Here is a 20,942-nt window from a genome sequence, read left to right as displayed (position 1 = left end):
CCCTCCTTTACTATGGAAACGGATGTGGATGTGGATTTAATCTTTCATTCGTTAAAGGTTCGTCTGTATATCCAAGTGTCATCGGTACGGTATATACCCGGTCCAGTCCTGTAACTCGAGTAAGATGGTGACCAAACGTCATCGGTAGCATGCCTGGAATAATAACTTTTACACAATGTAATCCATTCTTTTCTATGAGGGGAACGGTTTGATCTACAACGATTATTTCAAGATTAGATTGATGCAAACGATTTAAAAGTTGGTGGAGATCGGATGTTAAATCCATATCAAATGATTGTGATACATTCATTTCTTGGAACGTTTGCACCGGTGCATCTTCCCGTAAAAGGAAGTGAAGACGTTCTTCCGTTTCTTTCAATCCATACAGCATACTATGGTCTTCCATTTTATTAACAAAATAAGGATCTTGTAAGCATTTTTCGTAGTATTCTCTTTTGTGCTCGAGCTCATCGTCTGTTATAAGTAACATGCCTGCTATTTCTTGAATGGCGCTTTTTAAGGCTCGAATAGGATCTAAATGAGCGCCTCCTGCACAAACAACGTTCATTCCATTTTCACGCGTATTTTTTGCAATTACCCATAAGCTAGGAATGCCGTGTTCCATCGTCGCGTTAAAAGCGTGTAATTCATATCCGGTAATCGTACGTAACCGCTGAATCATTAATTGTAATTCTGTATCATTTGCTGAACTAAGATCAAGGCGGGGAAGAGGTAATTTGGCATACCAAGTGAGTAAGAAGGCATCACGCTCTACAATTTCTAAAATGCCGTGAAAAATCGCTTCTTCTAAACTACCGCCAATTGCACATCCATTTGATGTTTCATACACGAAAGCATCTCGATGACCGAGGCTATAATAAGCAATTGATTCAGGAACTAAAAGCGGTCTGTTTTGTGATAAAGAATATCCCCATACCCAGTTTTGCTCATAATCAGGATCAAACGGTTTAAATGGAAAACCATCACGATTATAATGTTCATTGGTATGTACACCGAGTGTGAGGGGATTTAGTGCATGTTCCTCTAAATCATGAAAACTACCGTGCACATTTGTTTTTTTTCCACGAGGCGACATACCGCAATATCGTTCTAAACCTTCTAAAATGGCAGTTGCTTCACTCACTGCAAATGAATGAGTTCGGCCTGCAACACCTTCATTTCCAAACATTAATGGCATGTTTATAATGACGTCAGCGAATGGTAATAAAGAATGCTGCATTTTGCCGTTCAACATACCGACCCGATAATCTAAATAGTCTCTCGTTAAAAATGTGTTTAATTCATGAATGGAACGGCAGCGATACGTTTCGGTGCTTACTTTTAAACTTGGTTGTAAAGAAACTTCCGCCGCATCCGCAGTATCATCAGGTAAATTACTACATACAGGACAGAGAGGATCTGGAAGAAAAGAATGCCGCGTACATTGTAATGTTTGTAAGTTTAGTAAAATAAGTTCATTTTCTAAAGAAGAATGGTTATGAGTTAATATTTTTTCTGTTTCTGCGCAAATAAGATGACACATTTGCAACATTCCATTTTGGGTGGCACGTACATCACGTCTCGTTACATTATCTGCTTTAAAGGCATATTTCCGCTGTAGTTCCCACATTTCTTTTTGATCAAAGCCAGCGATAAAACGGCGTCCATCAGAACAATGGGAACATCCGGGCGTAAGAGGATGAATGTAAGGACCGATAATACCTTCGCCAAATGAAGTAAAACCACGTAGCCACGGAATATGATTTGAGCGAAAAATTAGCTCAGCATCATGATGAATAGTAGAAGGAGATCCATCATGTAATACGAGAGCGAGATGAATAGTTTCAGGAAGTTCTTCTGTAAGAGTATGCTGACGAATGATGGAATATTGTTTGCATAATTGATCATGTACATAGTCTGCAAGAAGGCCATCTCCTATAAGCAATATATTTTGAATCATAAACCGTCCTCCTTTGCAATTAATACCCCATACACACCGTCTAAGTTTTCTTTCAAAAATGGTTCAATCGCTAAATCAAATACGAAGGGGTAAAAATTATGTTCTTCTAAATGTTGTAAGGCGAGTTGTAAAGATTGTACGCTTGGAATTTCTTCTTCCGCTTGTATTTCCACTCTAAAAGAATCCGTGTCATATAAAATAATAGATGATTCAGGCAAGATATTAGCTCTGTAAGGAATTTCTTCATTTTGAACGTGAAAGAGTGATAGTTGTAGTGCGTTTCGTAACGCTAACGTCATATTAATATTAGATGCACCGTACCATCTATCATTTATACCAACCCAAACGACTGGAAAACTGAGAATCTCTTCACTCATTGCGATTTTAGGTGTTTCATGGATTGTAGAGAGAGCATCGTAATAAAATCTACAATGTTTATCTTGAATATCAGTTAAATCAACAGTTGTAAGTTCTTCTAGCATATGTGACTGCCGCTCATACAGTTTATTGTTTAAATGTTGTTGTAGTGCCCGGTAAAATCCTTCTGTCATCGTTTCTCCAGCACCGATACCGATATTGTTATGTTCAGGAATAAGGCGGTGAATGATTTCTGCTACATATGTTTCAATTCCTGTTAAACCAGCTTCTCGGCGTGCTTCATTATGAGTTAATCCACTGCGAGTCATAAGAGGCAGAAGGGGAGCTGGGCCATCTGATAATGGATTGGCTACTTGAATATAGCATTGTGATAACGGTAATTGATATGAATCTTGTTCATCCCATACATGGAATATACCGGCTTCTTTAGAAGTTAATGAGTCGAAAAAGCGGAATACATCAGTTGAAGTATGTTGGCCATACCGATGCTCAAGTTTTTCAGAAAGATTTTCTATCGTATCAATTGTAAAACTTTCATCAGTTGCAAGAGGGTGTTTTATAAAAGGATGCCACGTTCCTTCAAGTGTTTCATAGTTTAATAAAAAGAATTGTGATTCTTTTTCACGATATGAATCATCCGCGACATGTTTAAACAATTCAAAAACGATTACATTTGCTAACATGGCAGATGTAATTGGTGAGAAGGAATCCGATGAATTTTCATTTTGCAAAGTCGTTTCATGTAGCCGATGCCATGCGGATTCCCAGCATTCATCACGATTTTCTGTTACGACAGGTCCAGCTATACCGAGTGTTGATAAACAAATAGCTGGTATGAAATTCTTTTTCGTTTCTCTACAAATAGTGTGAACTGTTTTTAAACCGTCGATGTCTCCGTTTTGAGAAACATATAAAATCCAATCAAAAGGTTCGAATACTTCATGCAAGGGACGGTCAATTGTAGTATCGATTTCTTGAAGGAGTACACTGTTATCAACTTCATATGCACGTTCTATTAGCTCATGTATTCTGTCATAGTTTGTTTCATCCCGATCTGTAACGAGGTAATGAAATGTAGGTAAACCAGATTCTAATAAAGAAGAAACTAAGGAAGTGAGCATATCCCCAGAACCAAGTACAAGGACATTTGTTCCGCGGTACGTTTCGAATTTTAAAGCACCTGAATGAGAATCGGCTTCTAAAAATTCAATTTGCGAAGCATATCTGTCGAGTAATGTACTGTTTAATTCATGAGGTGCATCTTGATTTGCATCACGAACGAAACCATTTTCATATAAAATCTCTCCAATTTCAAATACACGGTTTTGATAGGGGAGAGGGAGGCCATCGGTTATTTCGGCTAAAGAATAATTCCCGTTAAACATTGGCATTAATTTTTCAATCCAGTCATAAATTCCATCACCGTCCATACGAAATGAACTGGCGTTATTTCGAAAATAGACACCCCCGTTTGAATCGGGGAGGAAGAAAGTATCCTTATTTACTTTAAGTTTTGCATGAATTGGAAGGTTATTCATTTTAATCCTCCTTACGTTTAGGCATACATTATTACCTTATGTCATGAAATTTGTCCCGTATGAACACAATAAAAAAAGGCTGTAGAATGATTCATTCTACAGCCTTTAATAGATTTTTAATCTATCAACCTTCTAATAATAATGACTTTGGATCTTCAAGCATATCTTTAACAGCAACAAGGAAGCTAACTGCTTCTTTACCATCAACAATACGGTGATCGTAAGATAAAGCAATGTACATCATTGGGCGGTTTTCCATACGCTCGTTATCAATTGCAACTGGGCGTACTTGGATTTTATGCATTCCTAAAATACCAACTTGTGGGCTATTTAGGATCGGTGTTGACATTAGAGAACCGAACACACCACCGTTTGTAATTGTAAATGTACCACCTTGTAGTTCTTTTAATGAAAGTTTGTTGTCACGTGCTTTTTTACCTAATTCACGAATTTCACTTTCAATTTCAGCGAAGTTTAATTGGTTAGCATCGCGTACAACTGGAACAACTAATCCATCTGGAGCTGCTACTGCAATACCGATATCATAGAATTTTTTAATGATAAGCTCGTCACCTTGAATTTCAGCATTTAATAATGGGAATTGTTTTAATGCTGCAACAACTGCTTTTGTGAAGAATGACATGAAGCCAAGACGTACATCATGTTTTTTCTCGAAAGCATCTTTGCGTTCTTTACGTAATTCCATGATCGCACTCATATCAACTTCGTTAAATGTTGTTAACATTGCAGATGTTTGTTGAACTTCTACAAGGCGTTTTGCAATTGTTTGACGGCGGCGGGACATTTTCACGCGCTCAACTGGTTTTTCGAATTCAGTTTTTGCAACTGGAGCAGGACTCTTTGGAGCAGCTGGTGCTTCTTTTGGTGCTGCAGCATGAGCTTGTACATCATGTGGTCTCACGCGTCCAAGTGGATCTGTGCTACGTACGTCGTTTAAGTCGATTCCTAATTCACGAGCCATTTTTCTAGCAGCTGGTGATGCGATAGGACGGTTTGTATTTGGTAAGCCTTGTAGTGTTGCAGTTTGCTCAGCATTTGGTGCCGCAGCTTTCGGTGCTTCAGTCGTTTCTTGTTTTGGTTGCTCAGCCACTGGTGCAGGTGTACTTACTGCAACTGGTGCTCCATTAGCATCTAAAATTGCGATAGTTGCGCCAACTTCAACTGTATCCCCAGGTTCGCCTAGTAACTTCGATACAATACCTGAATCTTCTGCAATGATTTCTACATTGACTTTATCAGTTTCAAGCTCAACAACGCTGCCACCTTTCTCAACTTTGTCGCCTACGTTGATGAGCCATTGTGAAATAGTTCCTTCAGTAATAGATTCTGCAAGCTCAGGTACTTTAATTTCGATCATTTTAAATGTCCTCCCCTTATTTGCCTAACGGTGTGTTTTTTCTTCTTTTGTCTTCGGTAATCTCCATTTGTTAGCCTGGCCTTGGGCAGAATATCTGCCCAAGGAACAAGCAAGAAAGCTTCATTGTTACTTTTTAGTTGCTGTAAACTTCAATTTCTTGTTTATCTTGACGGAAGTTATACTTTACATCTAAAGCATGTGCAACGATTAGTTCTTGCTCAGCTTTGTGAGCGAATGGATCGCCGCCAGATGGACTAGAGCGATCAGGACGTCCAATGTAGCCTGTTTTCACTTTATCTCCAGCAAGTTCGAACAGAATTGGAGCCATGTAATGCCATGCGCCCATATTACGAGGTTCTTCTTGAACCCAAATGATTTCTTCTAAGTTTTTAAAGCGTTTAATAATAGATTGAACTTTCTCAGCAGGGAATGGGTACAATTGCTCAATACGAACGACATGAACTTCGTCTAAGTTGTACTCATGTTTACCAGACTCGATTTCTGCTGCTAAGTCAATCGCCATTTTACCTGTGCTTAAAACAAGACGTTTTACTTTATTTGGTTTCATGCCAAGGTTTTCTTGTTCTAAAGCAGGTTGGAAACGTCCTTCGCTTAACTGACTAGCAGTTGAAAGCGTAAGTGGGTGACGTAATAAACTCTTCGGCGTCATCAATACTAATGGTCGAACAGCTTCCGTTCCTAAGATAGATGCTTGACGACGCAGGATATGGAAGTATTGAGCCGCACTCGTTAAGTTTGCAACTGTCCAGTTATTCTCAGCAGCTAACTGTAAGAAACGCTCTGGACGTGCACTAGAGTGCTCTGGTCCTTGACCTTCATAACCGTGTGGTAATAGAAGAACTAAGCCAGATTTTTGACCCCATTTTGCTCTTCCAGCTGAAACATATTGATCAAATAATGCTTGCGCAGTATTTGAGAAGTCACCATATTGCGCTTCCCACATAACAAGAGTTTCTGGAGCGAATACGTTATAACCATATTCGTAACCAACAACAGCAGCCTCTGATAACGGACTGTTATGAACAGAGAATGAAGCATTAATGTTTGGTAAGCGATGTAATGGTGAATATGTTTCATTTGTATCAGTATCGTGTAATACGATATGACGGTGTGCGAATGTACCACGCTGTGAATCTTGACCAGTTAAACGAATTGGCGTACCTTCTTGTAAAATAGAAGCGAATGCTAATGATTCAGCAAGTGCCCATTCAATTTTGCCGTTCTCTTCAAGAGCATCTTTACGGCGCTCAAGAATTTTCTTCACTTTCGGATATACGTTAAAGCCTTCTGGCCAAGATAGTAGACCTTCATTAATTGCACGAAGTGAGTCAATCTCAACGCCAGTATCAATTGACTGAATACCTTTTGCAACAACATCTGGTACTTTAACGTGAATTGTTGCATCACTCGTATCAGCTGGTGGTACTTGTGCATAGTCGGATTTTAATTGCTCTTGTATAAACTGTGTAATTGTTTCAACCTCATCTGCATTTAGAACACCAGCAGCTTGTAATTGATCTGCATAAATTGCTCTTACAGTTGGATGGTTTTTAATTTTTTTGTACACTTGTGGTTGCGTAACTGCCGGGTCGTCCATTTCGTTATGACCGTAGCGGCGGTAACCAATTAAATCGATTAAGAAGTCTTTTTTGAACAACATGCGATATTGAATCGCAAGGTTAGCAGCTGCAAGACAAGCTTCCGGATCATCAGCATTCACGTGAACAATCGGAATATCGAAGCCTTTTGCAAGGTCACTTGAATATTTCGTAGAACGAGAATCATAGCTATCAGTCGTAAAACCAACTGCATTGTTTGCGATAACATGAATCGTTCCGCCTGTTTGGTACGCGTTCAATCTGCTTAAGTTGAGTGTCTCAGATACAATACCTTGACCAGGGAATGCAGCATCACCATGAACTAAAATTACGAATGATTTTGAAGTATCTTGATCTGGAAGACCAGATTTTTTACGATTCTCTTGAGCCGCACGTGCGAAACCTTCTACTACAGGATTCACGAACTCAAGATGACTCGGGTTATTTGCTAATGTAACGCGAGTACTAACTTCTTCGTTACTAACGACTTGTTCTCTACCTAAATGGTATTTCACGTCGCCAGTCCAGCCAGAATTAGCCACTGCGCCTTCTATTTTTGCATGTTTGAACTCAGCAAACATGTGGCTATATGGTTTTTCTAATACGTGAGCAAGTACGCTTAGGCGACCGCGGTGAGCCATACCAATCATGACATCCTCTACGCCGTTCTTAGCACCTTCTAGAACAATTTCATCTAAAACAGGTACAAGCATATCAACGCCCTCGATAGAGAAACGTTTTTGCCCAACGAATGTTTTATGCAAGAATTGCTCGAAACCTTCAACAGCTGTTAAACGTTTTAAAAGAGCAGTTCGTTTTTTATTTGATAGTGGTTGACGCAATGAATTTGATTCCACCATTTGATGCAACCACGCGCGTTCTTCACTATCTTGTATATGAGAAAATTCATAAGCTAAAGATTTTGTATAAACGTCTTTTAATCTATGAATTACATCAAGTGCAGTGTGAATACCTTCTGGTGCATCTGGCCATACTGTTTTCGCTGGAATCGCTTTCAAGTCAGCATCGCTCAGTTCGTTCATTGCTTTCTCAAGAAGAGATTGTCCATTTGCAGCATCTTCCATCGGGTTGATGTGAGCCAACGTGTGCCCAAAAGAACGAATCTGCTCAACAAGTTGAACGACTTTAAGAATTTTTTCAATATTACCTGTGTTTTGAGGAGAAAAATGTGTTGCTGTGTTGTCCCCTGTTACGACATCATCTTGAAACGAAGGAGCTCCAAAAATTTCAAAAAGCTCTTGTAATTCCGGATCAACAGAACCTGCTCTAGTTACGTAAAGATCATACTGCTCAATAACATAACCAAGGTTCGGACCGTGGAACTTGGCCCAAGGGTTTGTCGTTGTATTCTTCCTCGTCATTTGTTTAAACCTCCCAATGCATATAATCCTTTTCCATACAAAGGTGCATTTTGCTCTTTTTCAATAAGTAATGAATCAATAATCAATGTAAATGTTTTTCTTTACTCTTATGTTATTACAATAATTTACATAATACCAAACACTATTACTTATCTGTTTTGTAAAAAAACATTCACAATAACTTATCACCCAAGTTAATCTTTCATGTTATAAAGTAATTTTACAGAAAAATGGGGTGGATATATTTGGTATGCCTATACTAATAGCCATAATTGTTGCATTTAAATATAGGTATAATAGTTAGAATGTTTCGATAAAAAAAGTTTGAATTATGTATATTGAAATAATAAGCGCTTTCATAGATATTATACAACAATATAACGGAATATAGTATAAAAAATAAAAAATTATGAATTTATCGTAAACTTTATTTAGATAGTGTTAAATATTGAAAGGAAAGTGAAGGATTTCTACAAAAAAAGTTGCTAAACATAAAAAATGCTCCATAAACAGTTAGTTTCTATAAATATGACGAAAAACACCGTAAAACAAATAACGCATTTCGTGAAATAAAGAAATAAATGAAATATTTTAAAAGGATAAAACAAATATGGAGATATTAAATTTTAAAAAAAGAAGTGAGGAGATATAGTAACAGTTATTTACAGTGTTCCGTGTTTCGCTTCAAAATAGACGTGCTAAAATTTAAAAAAGTTTCTTCTATATTATTGAATATACTTATGGCACTTACAATGAGTACCGTCTTTATCTCATTTGTTGTTTTAGCAAAAAGATATTAAGATGGAGGAGAGAAAGGAAGATTAACATATGCAAATGATGTATGCTTTTGGCATTGGGCTTGTATTATTTTTAGCCGTATTCTTATTTATTCGTAAAGACGTTCAAGGTGGGACATTAACGAAGCGAGGATTTTATAAATTAATCGGCTGTTTAGTTGTTATGCTTATAGCAATTATTGTAATGATCGTATTAATTAATCAGTCACTATAGAATGTAAAAACGGAACCTTACTTTGGTAAGGTTTTTCTTTATTGTTCAACCTGAAAATTACCACCAAATCCATTTTCTGAAAATAAATTGTGTTATATAATCCAATGAAATGATAGATAAGGAGTGTAGTATATGAATAAAAAAACTATCTTCTATTTATTAACTTGTATACTACTTGTAGCTAGTACTACTTATATAATATGTAACAAAAGAGAACAAGTGCCACCTATATTAGTATGGGACGAACAAGAATACTATGTTACGAATGAACCTGCCAAAGTAGAAGAAGTTGGGCAAAAACTTGGCGAAGTAACAAAGAAAATTAAAACAAGTAAAAAACCTACTAAAAATAGAGAATCTAATACATTACAAGAGAAAACAGAAGTATTCATAATGATTGAGGAAGAAAAAAGTGATTACCCGCCTTTAATCATAAAGGAAGCTTATAGTGATGAATATAGGGTAGTGAGGCCGATGTTGAAGCAAGTATTATGATGAAAAGGAGGTTCATATGCAGACACTAACTCCGCATCCGTAGTCGTTAAGAAAAATATTTGTCTTTTTCCTCCTATCGGTGCCGCTTACATTTTGATGAATAGAGGAGCAATACAAAAGAGAGATTACATTTTATATTTATTATTTGCTACTATGAATATATCACTTTGGTTATCGCTTATGATTTTTGATCGGAGTATGTGGATGGTAGCAGGGCATTATATAATTGGAGCAATTGTTATTGTTTTTTCAAATATAAATAAGAGATAATCCAGCAATCTTAAAGTTGCTGGGTTTTATTTTGATATTTATAATTAAGAAACAAATTTTGAATAGAGAGTAGTGGGCGTTATGAGATGAAAAGCAGGAACGTTTGAAAAAATAGAAACGAATGACTCATCTATTGAGAAACTCATACATACATTTAAGGAACAAAACGTAAATGGCGGAGTGGTTATAAGCTGTTTTAAAGTACATAACGAAAATTTTTTTAAAGAAATACCATATTGGAAAGATGGACACGAGCACTTCTTTAGAAGAATCTTTAACTCTTTAGATATAATCAATAGCTTAGAAGAGTTAAAAATACATACGTCAGAAAAATATAAGTTGCATTTTAAAGAGCAATGGGCAGTCATGCTTGATGGTAGCATTGCCGCTCAAATTTTGTCGGGCGGAGCATATGAAGGATTTAAGGAACGACCAGTTATCGCAAAACAATTAGCCGTGAATGTATGTCAATATATGTTCCAAGATCGCTATGAAGATATTAAAGTGTTCAAAAGCTATTGCCCTTGGACAGATTGGTTTTACGATGTTGCATGGGATGCTACTTGGATGGTGTTAGATAGTAGGGAGCGTAAAATGTGGTTTATTTGTGCTACGGATACAGATTGATAGAAGAGGGGCCTTGTAGGAATGCTGCAAGGCCCTTTATCTTTTGGGAATTAATAGAAAACGAATCATATAAATGCTATACTAAAAAATGTTTGTAATGTCAGTTTCATAATATTGTATGATGCTGACTTACTAGAAAAGATAAGAGGAGAATGAACGTGCAAAAGATAAAGAAATTATTGCTATTAATGATGGTAGTAGGATTAACAGCAGGTGTTTTAGCGGGGTGTGCAAATCCGAAAGATACTACAGAAGAATTTTTAACAGCGATACAAAAAGGTGATGTAGAAAAGGCTCGTACATTTGTTGAGAGTGACAAGGAATTTAATAAACTAAATGAAAAAACAGATGATGCTGAGGCAAAAGCAATGCTAAGTGCAATTACAAAGAACTTTAAATTTGAAAAGCTAGAAGAAGTATCGAAAAAGGATGACAAAGCAGAAGTGAAAGTGAAAATTACATCTGCAGACCTATCCGTTGCTGTAACAAAAGCAGTGGGAGAAGTTATGCCAATGGCGTTCGCTAGTGCCTTTAGTGAAGACAAAGAACAATCTGAAAAAGCAATCGAAAAAACAATGACATCAACTATCGTCAAAAACTTAGCAGATAAAGATGCAGCAATGGCAACTCGCGAAGTTACATTGAACTTAAAGAAAGACAAAGATGGCGATTATAAAATCGTTGCTGACGATAACTTGAAAGAAGTATTGTTTGCCAATGCGAAGTCTTTGGAGAAGATGTTTGGTGGGAAGTAATTGAATTAGATAAAAAGAGACACCATATCACGTAGAAGGTTGATATGGTGTCTCTTTTTTATGACCCCGGAGAGGCTCGAACTCACGACCTCCACCCTGTCAAGGTGGCGCTCTCCCTGCTGAGCTACGGGGGAAACGTTGATTTAAAGGCATTTTCACGCTTTTTTATAAATGGAATTCTATTAAAAAAGCAATGGTTATTGTAAGGTGTGTGACCATTTTGTGACCACAAAATTATGTCCTTAACTGTCTGTATAATGGTAAGAGATAGTTGTTCTGCTATCGGGAACTATACTGATTTTTGGTAGAACTTTCGTTTTAGTAAGGATTGTTACAGTAGAACTTGAGAAAAGAAAAAGAACCACTCTGCCGACCAAGCCGATGGTTCTTCTTCTGATTCCAAATAATTAAATTAGATGAACTAACCACGCTGTTATGATTAGTTGTAAAAAGGCTCGATGTTAGCGCATCGATTCCTTTTTATTATATGCCAATTGTATCATTAATATAATATTCTTAAAAGAAGATGTGGAAATCAATCTCCTTTTGTTGATATAGAAGAATATATTTCTGTATATTGTGTCTCTCTTATTTATGAAAAGAGGGAGGCTCTTATCACAAAACATTTAATGAAATATTGCTTTTATTAGTTACTGGGATTAGGAAATCTCACAGCACTTTTTAGTATCTGGTTCAGTAGTCATATGTTTGGATATAGATTAGGGAGAAACTAGTTGTAAGGGGGGGATTTTGTTATAGTAGTAGGTAGACAACTTTATTTAATAACATACATGTATATAGATGTGATTCAGATGGAGGAAAGAGCATGGAGAAATTAACATTACAACAACTGGAATCCCATTTATGGGAATCTGCGAACATAATGCGAGGAAGTATTGATTCTTCCGATTATAAGAACTACATATTTGGGTTACTATTCCTAAAACGTTTGAATGACGTATTTGTAGAAACAGCAAAGCGTATAGAAGAGGAAGAAGGAGATGACTACGGTTGGACTGACCGTGATGAGCATCAGTTCTTTGTACAAGAAGGTGCAAGATGGGAAGATATCCGTTCTAAAACACAAGATATTGGCGATGCTATCAACAAAGCATTTGAAAAATTAGAAGAAGAAAACGTGTCGTTACAAGGAGTATTAGCAAACATTGATTTCAATGATAAAGAGAAGTTACCAGACAATCTTTTATTACAACTAATTCAACACTTTTCTAAAATTGATTTAAGTAATGCAAGCCTATCTGAGCCAGATATGCTTGGACGTGCCTATGAGTATCTCATTAAGCAGTTTGCAGACGATGCAGGGAAAAAAGGTGGGGAGTTTTATACGCCAAGTAAAGTAGTAGAACTTATCGTGAAACTGATTAAGCCAGAAGAAGGAATGCGTGTATGCGACCCGACAGCAGGTTCTGGTGGAATGCTTATTCAATCTGTAGATTACATTAAAGGAAAAGGCGGAAACCCTCGTAATCTTGTGTTACATGGACAAGAAAGAAATCTTAATACATGGGCAATTTGTAAGATGAACCTTCTATTACATGGATTAAGCGACCATCGCATTGAAAAGGGAGATACAATTCGTGAACCAAAATTGTTGCAAGATGGTGAACTGATTCTATATGACCGTGTTATTGCGAACCCACCATTCAGCTTAAAGAATTGGGGACGTGAGGAAGCTGAGAGTGATGAATATGGTCGTTTCCGTTTTGGATTACCACCAAAGAACGCAGGGGATTACGGATTTATTCAACATATGATTGCAACATTAAACCACGAGGGTAAAGCTGGAGTTGTTATGCCTCATGGTGTTCTGTTCCGAGCAGCAGCAGAAGGGAAAATTCGTAAAGGTTTGATTGAAGAAAACTTAATTGAAGCGGTCATCGGTGTACCTTCGAATTTATTTTATGGTACAGGTATTCCAGCGTGTATTCTAATCCTTAATCGTAATAAACCAGAAGAGCGTAAAAATAAAATTTTCTTCATAGATGGCTCTCAGGATTATCAAGAAGGAAAGAATCAAAATACATTATGTGACCAAGATATTGAAAAAATTGTAGAAGCATACGAAAAATATGAGGAAGTAGAGAAATATTGTCGTCCTGTGTGTATCGAAGAAATTCGTGAAAATGACTACAACTTAAATATTGCTCGTTATATAGATACAAGGGAAGAGGAAGAACTAATTGATGTAGGTGTAGCGATAGTGGAACTTCGTAAGTTGGAGGAAGAGCGCAAGGAAATTGAATCGGTAATGTATGGGTATTTGAAGGAGTTGGGATTTGGTGACTAACTGGAGAAAAGTTCAGCTTGATAGAATTCTTAAAGAGAGTAGAGAGTTAGCCAAGGAGCAAAAGACTGACAAAAGACTCACTGTAAAATTGCATTTACAAGGTGTTCAAAAGAGGGAGGAAAGAGCTACTGATAAAATAGGTTCTACTGTGTATTTTAAAAGAAAAGCTGGACAATTCATCTATGGTAAACAAAATCTACATAATGGTGCTATTGGGATAATACCTAATGAACTTAACGGTTATCAATCTACTCAAGATGTTCCTGCTTTTGATGTCTCAGAAGAAGTAGATGTTAACTGGTTATATTACTATTTTGCTCGACCGTCGTTTTATAAAAATTTAGAGTCATTAGCTACAGGTACAGGTTCGAAAAGAATACAACCTAAAGAATTACTAAAGTTAGATATTTTAGTTCCACCATTGGTAGTTCAAAAGAAAATCACTGAAATTCTTTCTTCTGTTGATAAAGCCATTGAGAAAACAGAGGGTATTATTGAACAAAAAGAAAAAATAAAAAAAGGATTAGTACAGCAGCTTTTGGCAAAAGGAATTGGACATACGAAGTTTAAGAAGACGGAAATTGGAGATATCCCTAAAGATTGGGAAGTTGTTACAATAGATGAATGCTGCGAAATACTGGATAATAGACGTGTTCCTCTTAGCAAAGAAGTTCGAGAAACCATGCAAGGAGAGATTCCTTATTATGGAGCAACAGGTGTTGTAGATTATATTAATGATTATTTATTTGATGAGGAAATCGTGCTAATTGGGGAAGATGGCGACCATTTTAAAAAATTCAGGGATTGGTCAATGACTAATCTTGTTAGAGGGAAGAGTTGGGTTAATAATCACGCTCATATAATAAGGGCAAAAACTAGTGTAACAAATGAATGGATATATAGATTTCTTGAGCATAGGGACATTACCCCATATCTATCTATTCAAGGAGCTACGAGATTAAAATTAACCCAGCAAAATTTAAGACAGATAAAAGTAGCAATTCCGTCAAAAGAAGAGCAAAAACAAGTAACAACAATTATAGAGAGCGTGGACAAAAAGAAGGAAATAGAGTTAAAAAGATTAATGCAGCTAAGAGATATAAAAAAAGGTCTCATGCAATCCCTCCTTACAGAAAGAGTTCGTGTAAAGGTTGATGAAGATGAGGTGACACAAGTATGACCTCCTTCGCTAAATGGAATGAGAAACAACTTGTAGAAAACCGCATGATTGAACAATTAAAGGAATTGGACTATGAATATATTCATGGTCCTTCTCTTGATATAGAAAGAGAAACACGAGGTGAATTTGTATTAAAAGAACGCTTAATCAAAGCTATCTTACGATTAAACCCATGGATTTCTGATACAAATTTGGCAAAAGTCATACGTTCTATTACTCATATCGAATCAACAAGCTTAATGGAAGCAAATCAAAAGTTCCATGAAATGATAGTAAATATGATTTCTATTCAACAGGACCTTGGCAAAGGAAAGAAGAACCAAACAGTTAGACTCATTGATTTCGAAAAATGTGAGAACAATGAGTTTCTTGTCGTAGACCAATTCACCATCAGTAACGCTCAAGGTAGCATTCGCCCTGACCTTACTATTTTTATAAATGGATTGCCTCTTGTTATTATTGAATGCAAAAGTCCCATGTTGTCACCAGATGAACAAGTAGGTAAGGGTGTACGTCAGTTACAGCGCTATCAAGAAACACATGAGCAGCTATTTCATTACAACCAATTTATGATTGTTACGAGTAATGACCGTGCTAAAGTAGGAACAATTGGAGCCAAAACGCAACACTACGGTGAATGGAAAGACCCATATCCAAAAACAGTCGCAGAATTAGGAGTTTCTCCAACACCACAAGATATTTTAACAGCGGGAATGTTAACAAAGGAGAATCTACTAGATTTAATTCGTAATTTTATTGTATATGAGCCAGTAGAAGGACGTATAATTAAAAAACTTGCTCGTTACCAGCAGTTCCGTGCAGTAAATAAAGCAATTGACCGTATTTTACGTGCGGAGGATAAAACGCAACGTGGCGGTGTTGTATGGCATACGCAAGGAAGCGGAAAATCTTTAACAATGGTGTATCTTGCTGTTAAGTTGCGACGGATTAAAGAACTTAAGAACCCCACTATCGTTGTTGTGACAGACCGTAAAGACTTGGATGAACAAATTACAAACACTTTCCGTCGATGTGGCTTCCCAAATCCACAACAGGCAGAGTCAGTTGCACAATTACGGCAGCTACTTCAACAAGGTACAGGCTCTACTATTATGACATTGGTACAGAAGTTCCAAGAGGATGCAGAGACAAAGGAATTCAAGAACCTATCTACTGCTGAGAATATCTTTGTCATGGTTGATGAATCTCACCGTTCACAATATGGTGGACTAGCAACCACAATGAAAAGTGCTATGCCAAACGCTTGTTATTTAGCATTTACAGGTACGCCAATTGATAAGGAAGATAAGAGTACAAAGCGTACATTCGGACCATATATTGATAAATACACCATTGAACAAGCAGTAGAGGATGGAGCAACAGTACCTATTTTTTATGAAGCAAGAATGGCGGACTTGCATGTACAAGGAGATTCGTTAGACGAACTGTTTGAACGACAATTCCGTGAGTACAGTGAGGAAGACCGAGAACGTATTAAGAAGAAGTATGTGACAGAACAAGCGATTACTTCATCACAAAAACGAATTAAACGTATTGTACTAGATATGATTGAACATTATGAAAGACATATCCAGCCAAATGGCTTCAAGGCACAAATTGTAGCGATTAGCCGTGAAGCAGCAGTTATGTATAAGGAGATGTTAGATGAACTAAGTAATTATGAATCTAAAGTTATTATGTCAGCGGGTCATAATGATGGGGAACATCTCCAAAAACATCATTTGTCAAAAGAAGAAGAAAAAGATGTGATTGCTCGTTTTAAGAATCCGATGTCGGAGGATAAGTTGTGTTTCTTAATCGTGTGTGACAAGCTGTTGACGGGCTTTGATGCTCCAATCGAACAGGTTATGTATTTAGACAAGCCAATTAAAGAACATAATCTTTTACAAGCCATAGCTCGTACAAATCGTACATATGATAAAAAGACTTATGGTTTGGTTGTAGATTATTACGGTGTTTCTAGATTCCTAGAGCAAGCGCTTGCTATTTTCAATAAAGAAGATGTACAAGGTGCATTAAAAAATATTGATACTGAGATACCAAGATTACAGTCTCGTCATCGTTCTGCTATGCGCTTTTTCGACTATATCTCGACAGATAATCTAGAAGCATGTTTACAAGTGTTAGAACCAGAAGACGTACGAAACGAATTTGATACAGCATTTAAACGTTTTTCAGAAAGCATGGATATGGTAATGCCTAGTCCTAAAGCACATAATTACATAGCAGATTTAAAGTTTCTAGGTAAAGTGCGGCAAGCAGCAAAGTCTCGATATCGTGTAGATGGTATGGATATTAGTGACTGCGGAGAAAAGGTAAAGCAGCTTATAGAGGAGCATCTTGCAGCAGTAGGTATTAATGTTGTTCACGAACCAATTGATATTCTATCGAATCGATTTGAAAAACAGATAGATGAAACGAAGACACCAGAAGGTAAAGCAGCTGAAATGGAACATGCCATTCGTCATGAAATACGAGTCAAGTTGGAAGAGAATCCAGTCTACTATACATCTTTAAAGGAACGGCTCGAAGAACTCCTTCAACGGCGCAGAGACCGTCAGATGGATATCGATGAGTTGTTGGAAGAATATCGTAATATGGTGAATGATATGCGGAATGCAGCACAAAAAGGAGAAGAACAAGGCTTTACTCGTGAGCAATATCCGTTTTATCAAATGCTGGAGAAAGAAATGCCTCCATATGATGACGTAGAGGATTTAAAAGCATTAACGTATCTTATAACGGACATTATTCAGCAGGAAGCAGATATAGTGGAATGGACAACTAAAGAAGATGTAAAACGTGAAATGCGAAAGGAGATTAAGAAGCAACTCCGTGTAAGTCCTTGTCCAAAAGAAAAGTTGGAGAGTTTAACACAGCAGTTGATTGACTTAGCAACCGTGCATTATAAGAAATAAAAAATGATAATGAAAAAAGCCATCTTGCTTTAGATGGCTTTCCCATTATTCCAATGTTAAAGTAGGTCCGTTTACACGTAACCACTCTTTACGTTGTTCATAGTCGGGTAGGATAGAACGTACAAAGCTCCAGTAGTCATTACTATGATTCATATACTTTAAATGTGCTAGTTCATGTACCAACACATAGTCTACGATGGACATTGGTGACATGATAATTCGCCAATTTAAATAGATATTGCCCTCAAGTGTGCAAGTACCCCAACGCATTCTTTGCTCCTTTAGTTGCACATCATTAGGTGTAACACCCATCTTAGCGCAATATAGCTTTAAACGTGATTGTACCTTTACTTTACCGTGTTCAAGATACCAAGTCTTAAACAAATCCAGCAATTGCTGCCTCTTCTCATTCTCAGTCATTCCATATGGAACAGTTGCGATGAATCTTCCTCTTACAAAGTTTAACTGCGCTTTCTGTAGTCCTTCTTCTCTATATACTTTCAATCGGTAGTTTCGTCCTAAATAAGCAAATTTTTCACCGCTGACAAGTTCCTTTGGAAAGGGAGGCTCAGTTATTTCATTTACCTCTTTTAGCTTTTGAAGGATAGTAGGTGCTTTCTTTCGCACAATCTCCTCAACTTGTTTATTAGTAATGCCTGTAGGGGCGATGAGCCGAATGCCTTCCATCCATTCAACAATAATAGATACGTCTTTCTTATCGTCGGCATATTCGATGTCATACTCAATAGCTGTAGTTCCATATTGAAAAGTTGGCATACTATAACTCCTTCCCATGTATATCATCATTTTAAGGAACGAAGTATGTTATGGCAACTGTAATTGCAATTGTAATTTTTGCTAGACGTTGTTGTGTACTCATCAGCGCAATTGAGGGCGTTATAAGTAGTCATGAGAGGATGGGTGTGTCATATAAGAGTTGAATAGAGGAGGGGGTGTTTTCCACATTTCATAGTGGTCTTGTTAGGAAAAGGGAGGGTAGCACCTACATACACACCAATACGATGTGAAAAAATTCCGATACGAGACGGATAAAAGACGACCTATATACGGGGATGAGCGGGGTTTAGCATTAATTTTCCTCTGGAATGACGATAAGCCATAAATTAATTTTATATCCAAATTGAAAAGTGAAATGTTAATGGTTACATACATGAGTAAACCATAAGGGCTTTTTGAAAGCAGGGAACTCAAAGGTAGTTTGTGCTTTGGTTTTTTATCTAGCTTATATATGGACGTCTAGAAAGTACAGTTGTCTAATTGTTGTTCCTTTTAGTCTCGAAAATGAACTTAACGGAACTATAATAATATATTTGTTGTTCGGGTTTTCAAAAAATAACGGAAACAATAAATAAATATTATTATAGTTCCCTTTAGTCTCGAAAATGAACTATAAGGAACGAGTTTATCTGAAGAGAGATGCCTAGTTTTTGGATTTTACAATCAAAATATACTGAAATGTTTTTGAATTAGAATTAAATAGACCGTATTAATCTACGTCGACTTAAAAAGAGGTCTGGTTAACGGTAGTTTCACATTCTGAAACGTTTTTATCATGTTTAGTAAACTAATAGGGAATTGATAGAGTTTTTAAGAGATGAAGCATTTGAAAAAAATGATGAGAAAATAATATTTTTTTAAAAAAACCTTGACACGACCAATTGAAAGCAGATATTGAGAAACAGCAGTATTTTACTGCTAAAACTCATGATTTCGATTTCTTCTAAAAATGTTTGAAACATCAAGAAAACATTGCTCTTTCGAAGATTTTAACCCCGATTTAGTATAATAGAGATAAAGCGACAATCGCTAAGACAGTCGACTTTTTCAGCATAAAAAAACTAAATTAAGAGGAGTAACAAATTTATGGAAACCAAATTTGAACACAATATTAAACTTGATAATCATGTTATAACAAAGCTGCTTGAACAAAATGATAAAAGAGCATTGTTTATATACACATATTCGTTGAGATGGAATATTGAGAGATTATGTGTACCAACGCCAATATCATTTATTTTAGAATTATTAGGGAAGAAACCTGTAGCAACGAACATCAAATCAGTTAGAAATTCATTAAAAATACTTGTAGAGATGAAATTAATTAAGGTGTACTCAGAAATCACATTGAAGAATGAGGCTGATATTGACTTTTTAAATAAGAATGACTTTATGTATATCGTCGCAGAAGAATCAGTGTCAGAAGATAACTATACATTACTTAAGGCTGAGTATGTTGATATGACTATGATAAATGAATCTGAACTTGAGAGAGAAGATATGATGGCAATCGTGTTGTTGTTAAGCCGTAACATTGAACGAAAAGATGAAGTATTACAAGTTACATGGCATTCTACTGATAAGCTTACAAAAGAACTTAAAATCAGAAAAGCTAGGTTACTTCAATTGATTAATGGTCTTAAGGAACTTGAGGTTATCTACTTTGAAAAGCTTACATTTGAGTTTGGTGAAGGCAAGAAGAAAGAACATCTTATTTACTCCATGTTTGGTGATTCTGAACAGGTTAAAATGGCAGTGAAGACGGCTAAAGCATATGGTAAACTTGATGCTAGAGCCAAGTGTGCTATTAAACATGATGATTATGATATCATCGTTTCGCTATACGATGATGAAATTGATGAGATGTTTTATGCTCATCAATTTGCAAAAGATAAAGATGTATACAATCTTTTAATTCATGTATATTTCAATGGTGAAATCCTAGGAGATACTAATTATGAATTAAATGCTCGTTCTGTTGGTGTAGTTAATAATGTATACAAGGAGTTTGGTAAAGACATTCTTGTTCAGGCTCTTGGTGCAATTGGTTTTGAAGCAAGTGGCGCAGATAATCCAACGGGATACTTAATCTCGAGGTTACCAGACATTGCTAGGGAGTTTTCACAAAAAGCTTCTTAATAACTGAAACTTTATTCTAGCTTAATAAAGTTAAGGGGGATTAATTCCCCCATTTCATATTTCATCTGATAAAGTTATTTGATTGTGAAGGAATGTACTTAAACTGTAGGTGTAATTCTATAATAAGTAGGAACGTTTTTTACTAACGAAGCAGAATAGTTTCAT

Annotated in this window: 13 protein-coding genes, 1 tRNA gene and 1 pseudogene; 9 read left to right on the top strand and 6 right to left on the bottom strand. The window is 36.5% G+C overall.

The annotated features are described in order from the left end of the window. Positions 1 to 10: 10 nt before the first annotated feature. The 4 genes from HMPREF2590_RS04020 to odhA all read right to left on the bottom strand — a co-directional run bounded on the left by HMPREF2590_RS04020 (position 11) and on the right by odhA (position 8,255). Positions 11 to 1,960 (bottom strand): TOMM precursor leader peptide-binding protein, encoded by a 1,950-nt coding sequence (locus HMPREF2590_RS04020; RefSeq protein ID WP_000615606.1) that lies wholly within the window; start codon positions 1,958 to 1,960, stop codon positions 11 to 13. After that, complete coding sequence (locus HMPREF2590_RS04015) at positions 1,957 to 3,876, bottom strand: putative thiazole-containing bacteriocin maturation protein (protein WP_001061567.1); 1,920 nt, start codon at positions 3,874 to 3,876, stop codon at positions 1,957 to 1,959. Before HMPREF2590_RS04015 ends, HMPREF2590_RS04020 begins: the two co-directional genes overlap by 4 nt. A gap of 124 nt (positions 3,877 to 4,000) precedes the next feature. After that, positions 4,001 to 5,254: a 2-oxoglutarate dehydrogenase complex dihydrolipoyllysine-residue succinyltransferase gene (gene odhB, locus HMPREF2590_RS04010; RefSeq protein WP_000569927.1), complete on the bottom strand. Its 1,254-nt coding sequence runs from the start codon at positions 5,252 to 5,254 to the stop codon at positions 4,001 to 4,003. Positions 5,255 to 5,387: 133 nt separating this feature from the next. After that, positions 5,388 to 8,255, bottom strand: a complete 2,868-nt coding sequence (gene odhA / locus HMPREF2590_RS04005; protein ID WP_000197175.1) for a 2-oxoglutarate dehydrogenase E1 component — start codon at positions 8,253 to 8,255, stop codon at positions 5,388 to 5,390. 725 nt (positions 8,256 to 8,980) lie between these two features. On the opposite strand from odhA, the pseudogene HMPREF2590_RS31170 reads away from it, so the two are divergent. From HMPREF2590_RS31170 to HMPREF2590_RS03980, 5 genes and pseudogenes are all read left to right on the top strand, one after another. After that, a pseudogene (locus tag HMPREF2590_RS31170) lies at positions 8,981 to 9,055 on the top strand (permease); the annotation flags it as partial. A 28-nt stretch (positions 9,056 to 9,083) separates the two neighbouring features. After that, positions 9,084 to 9,266 (top strand): DUF3976 domain-containing protein, encoded by a 183-nt coding sequence (locus HMPREF2590_RS04000; protein WP_001178294.1) that lies wholly within the window; start codon positions 9,084 to 9,086, stop codon positions 9,264 to 9,266. 132 nt (positions 9,267 to 9,398) lie between these two features. Next, complete coding sequence (locus HMPREF2590_RS03995) at positions 9,399 to 9,761, top strand: hypothetical protein (protein ID WP_001036576.1); 363 nt, start codon at positions 9,399 to 9,401, stop codon at positions 9,759 to 9,761. Positions 9,762 to 10,142: 381 nt separating this feature from the next. Next, positions 10,143 to 10,658, top strand: coding sequence for a hypothetical protein (locus HMPREF2590_RS03985; protein ID WP_223153422.1), 516 nt, complete (start codon positions 10,143 to 10,145; stop codon positions 10,656 to 10,658). A gap of 158 nt (positions 10,659 to 10,816) precedes the next feature. Beyond that, the gene (locus HMPREF2590_RS03980; protein ID WP_001169482.1) at positions 10,817 to 11,413 is read left to right on the top strand and encodes a DUF4878 domain-containing protein; all 597 of its coding nucleotides are present in this window, start codon (positions 10,817 to 10,819) and stop codon (positions 11,411 to 11,413) included. A gap of 61 nt (positions 11,414 to 11,474) precedes the next feature. Here HMPREF2590_RS03980 and HMPREF2590_RS03975 read toward each other — a convergent pair. Beyond that, a tRNA-Val gene (locus tag HMPREF2590_RS03975) sits at positions 11,475 to 11,545 on the bottom strand. Positions 11,546 to 12,239: 694 nt separating this feature from the next. Between HMPREF2590_RS03975 and HMPREF2590_RS03970 the strand changes: the two genes are divergently transcribed. Genes HMPREF2590_RS03970 through HMPREF2590_RS03960 form a run of 3 tightly spaced genes read left to right on the top strand, consistent with a single transcriptional unit; the run spans position 12,240 to position 17,840 of the window. Beyond that, positions 12,240 to 13,721 carry a type I restriction-modification system subunit M gene (locus tag HMPREF2590_RS03970; RefSeq protein ID WP_070861359.1) on the top strand — a complete coding sequence of 494 codons (1,482 nt, stop codon included), beginning with the start codon at positions 12,240 to 12,242 and terminating at the stop codon, positions 13,719 to 13,721. Further along, entirely contained in the window at positions 13,714 to 14,901 is a 1,188-nt protein-coding gene (locus tag HMPREF2590_RS03965; RefSeq protein WP_070861357.1) for a restriction endonuclease subunit S, read from the top strand. Before HMPREF2590_RS03970 ends, HMPREF2590_RS03965 begins: the two co-directional genes overlap by 8 nt. Further along, positions 14,898 to 17,840: a type I restriction endonuclease subunit R gene (locus tag HMPREF2590_RS03960; RefSeq protein ID WP_070861355.1), complete on the top strand. Its 2,943-nt coding sequence runs from the start codon at positions 14,898 to 14,900 to the stop codon at positions 17,838 to 17,840. Before HMPREF2590_RS03965 ends, HMPREF2590_RS03960 begins: the two co-directional genes overlap by 4 nt. Positions 17,841 to 17,885: 45 nt before the next feature. Here the strand turns inward: HMPREF2590_RS03960 and HMPREF2590_RS03955 are convergent, their stop codons facing one another. After that, complete coding sequence (locus HMPREF2590_RS03955) at positions 17,886 to 18,617, bottom strand: M48 family metallopeptidase (RefSeq protein ID WP_070861353.1); 732 nt, start codon at positions 18,615 to 18,617, stop codon at positions 17,886 to 17,888. A 1,107-nt stretch (positions 18,618 to 19,724) separates the two neighbouring features. Between HMPREF2590_RS03955 and HMPREF2590_RS03950 the strand changes: the two genes are divergently transcribed. Then, the gene (locus tag HMPREF2590_RS03950; protein ID WP_070861351.1) at positions 19,725 to 20,777 is read left to right on the top strand and encodes a hypothetical protein; all 1,053 of its coding nucleotides are present in this window, start codon (positions 19,725 to 19,727) and stop codon (positions 20,775 to 20,777) included. The last annotated feature ends 165 nt before the right edge of the window (positions 20,778 to 20,942 follow it).

Origin of the sequence: Bacillus sp. HMSC036E02 (assembly GCF_001836235.1) — a bacterium.
Classification (GTDB): Bacteria; Bacillota; Bacilli; order Bacillales; family Bacillaceae_G; genus Bacillus_A; species Bacillus_A cereus.
This window is presented reverse-complemented; position numbering and strand designations above follow the sequence as displayed.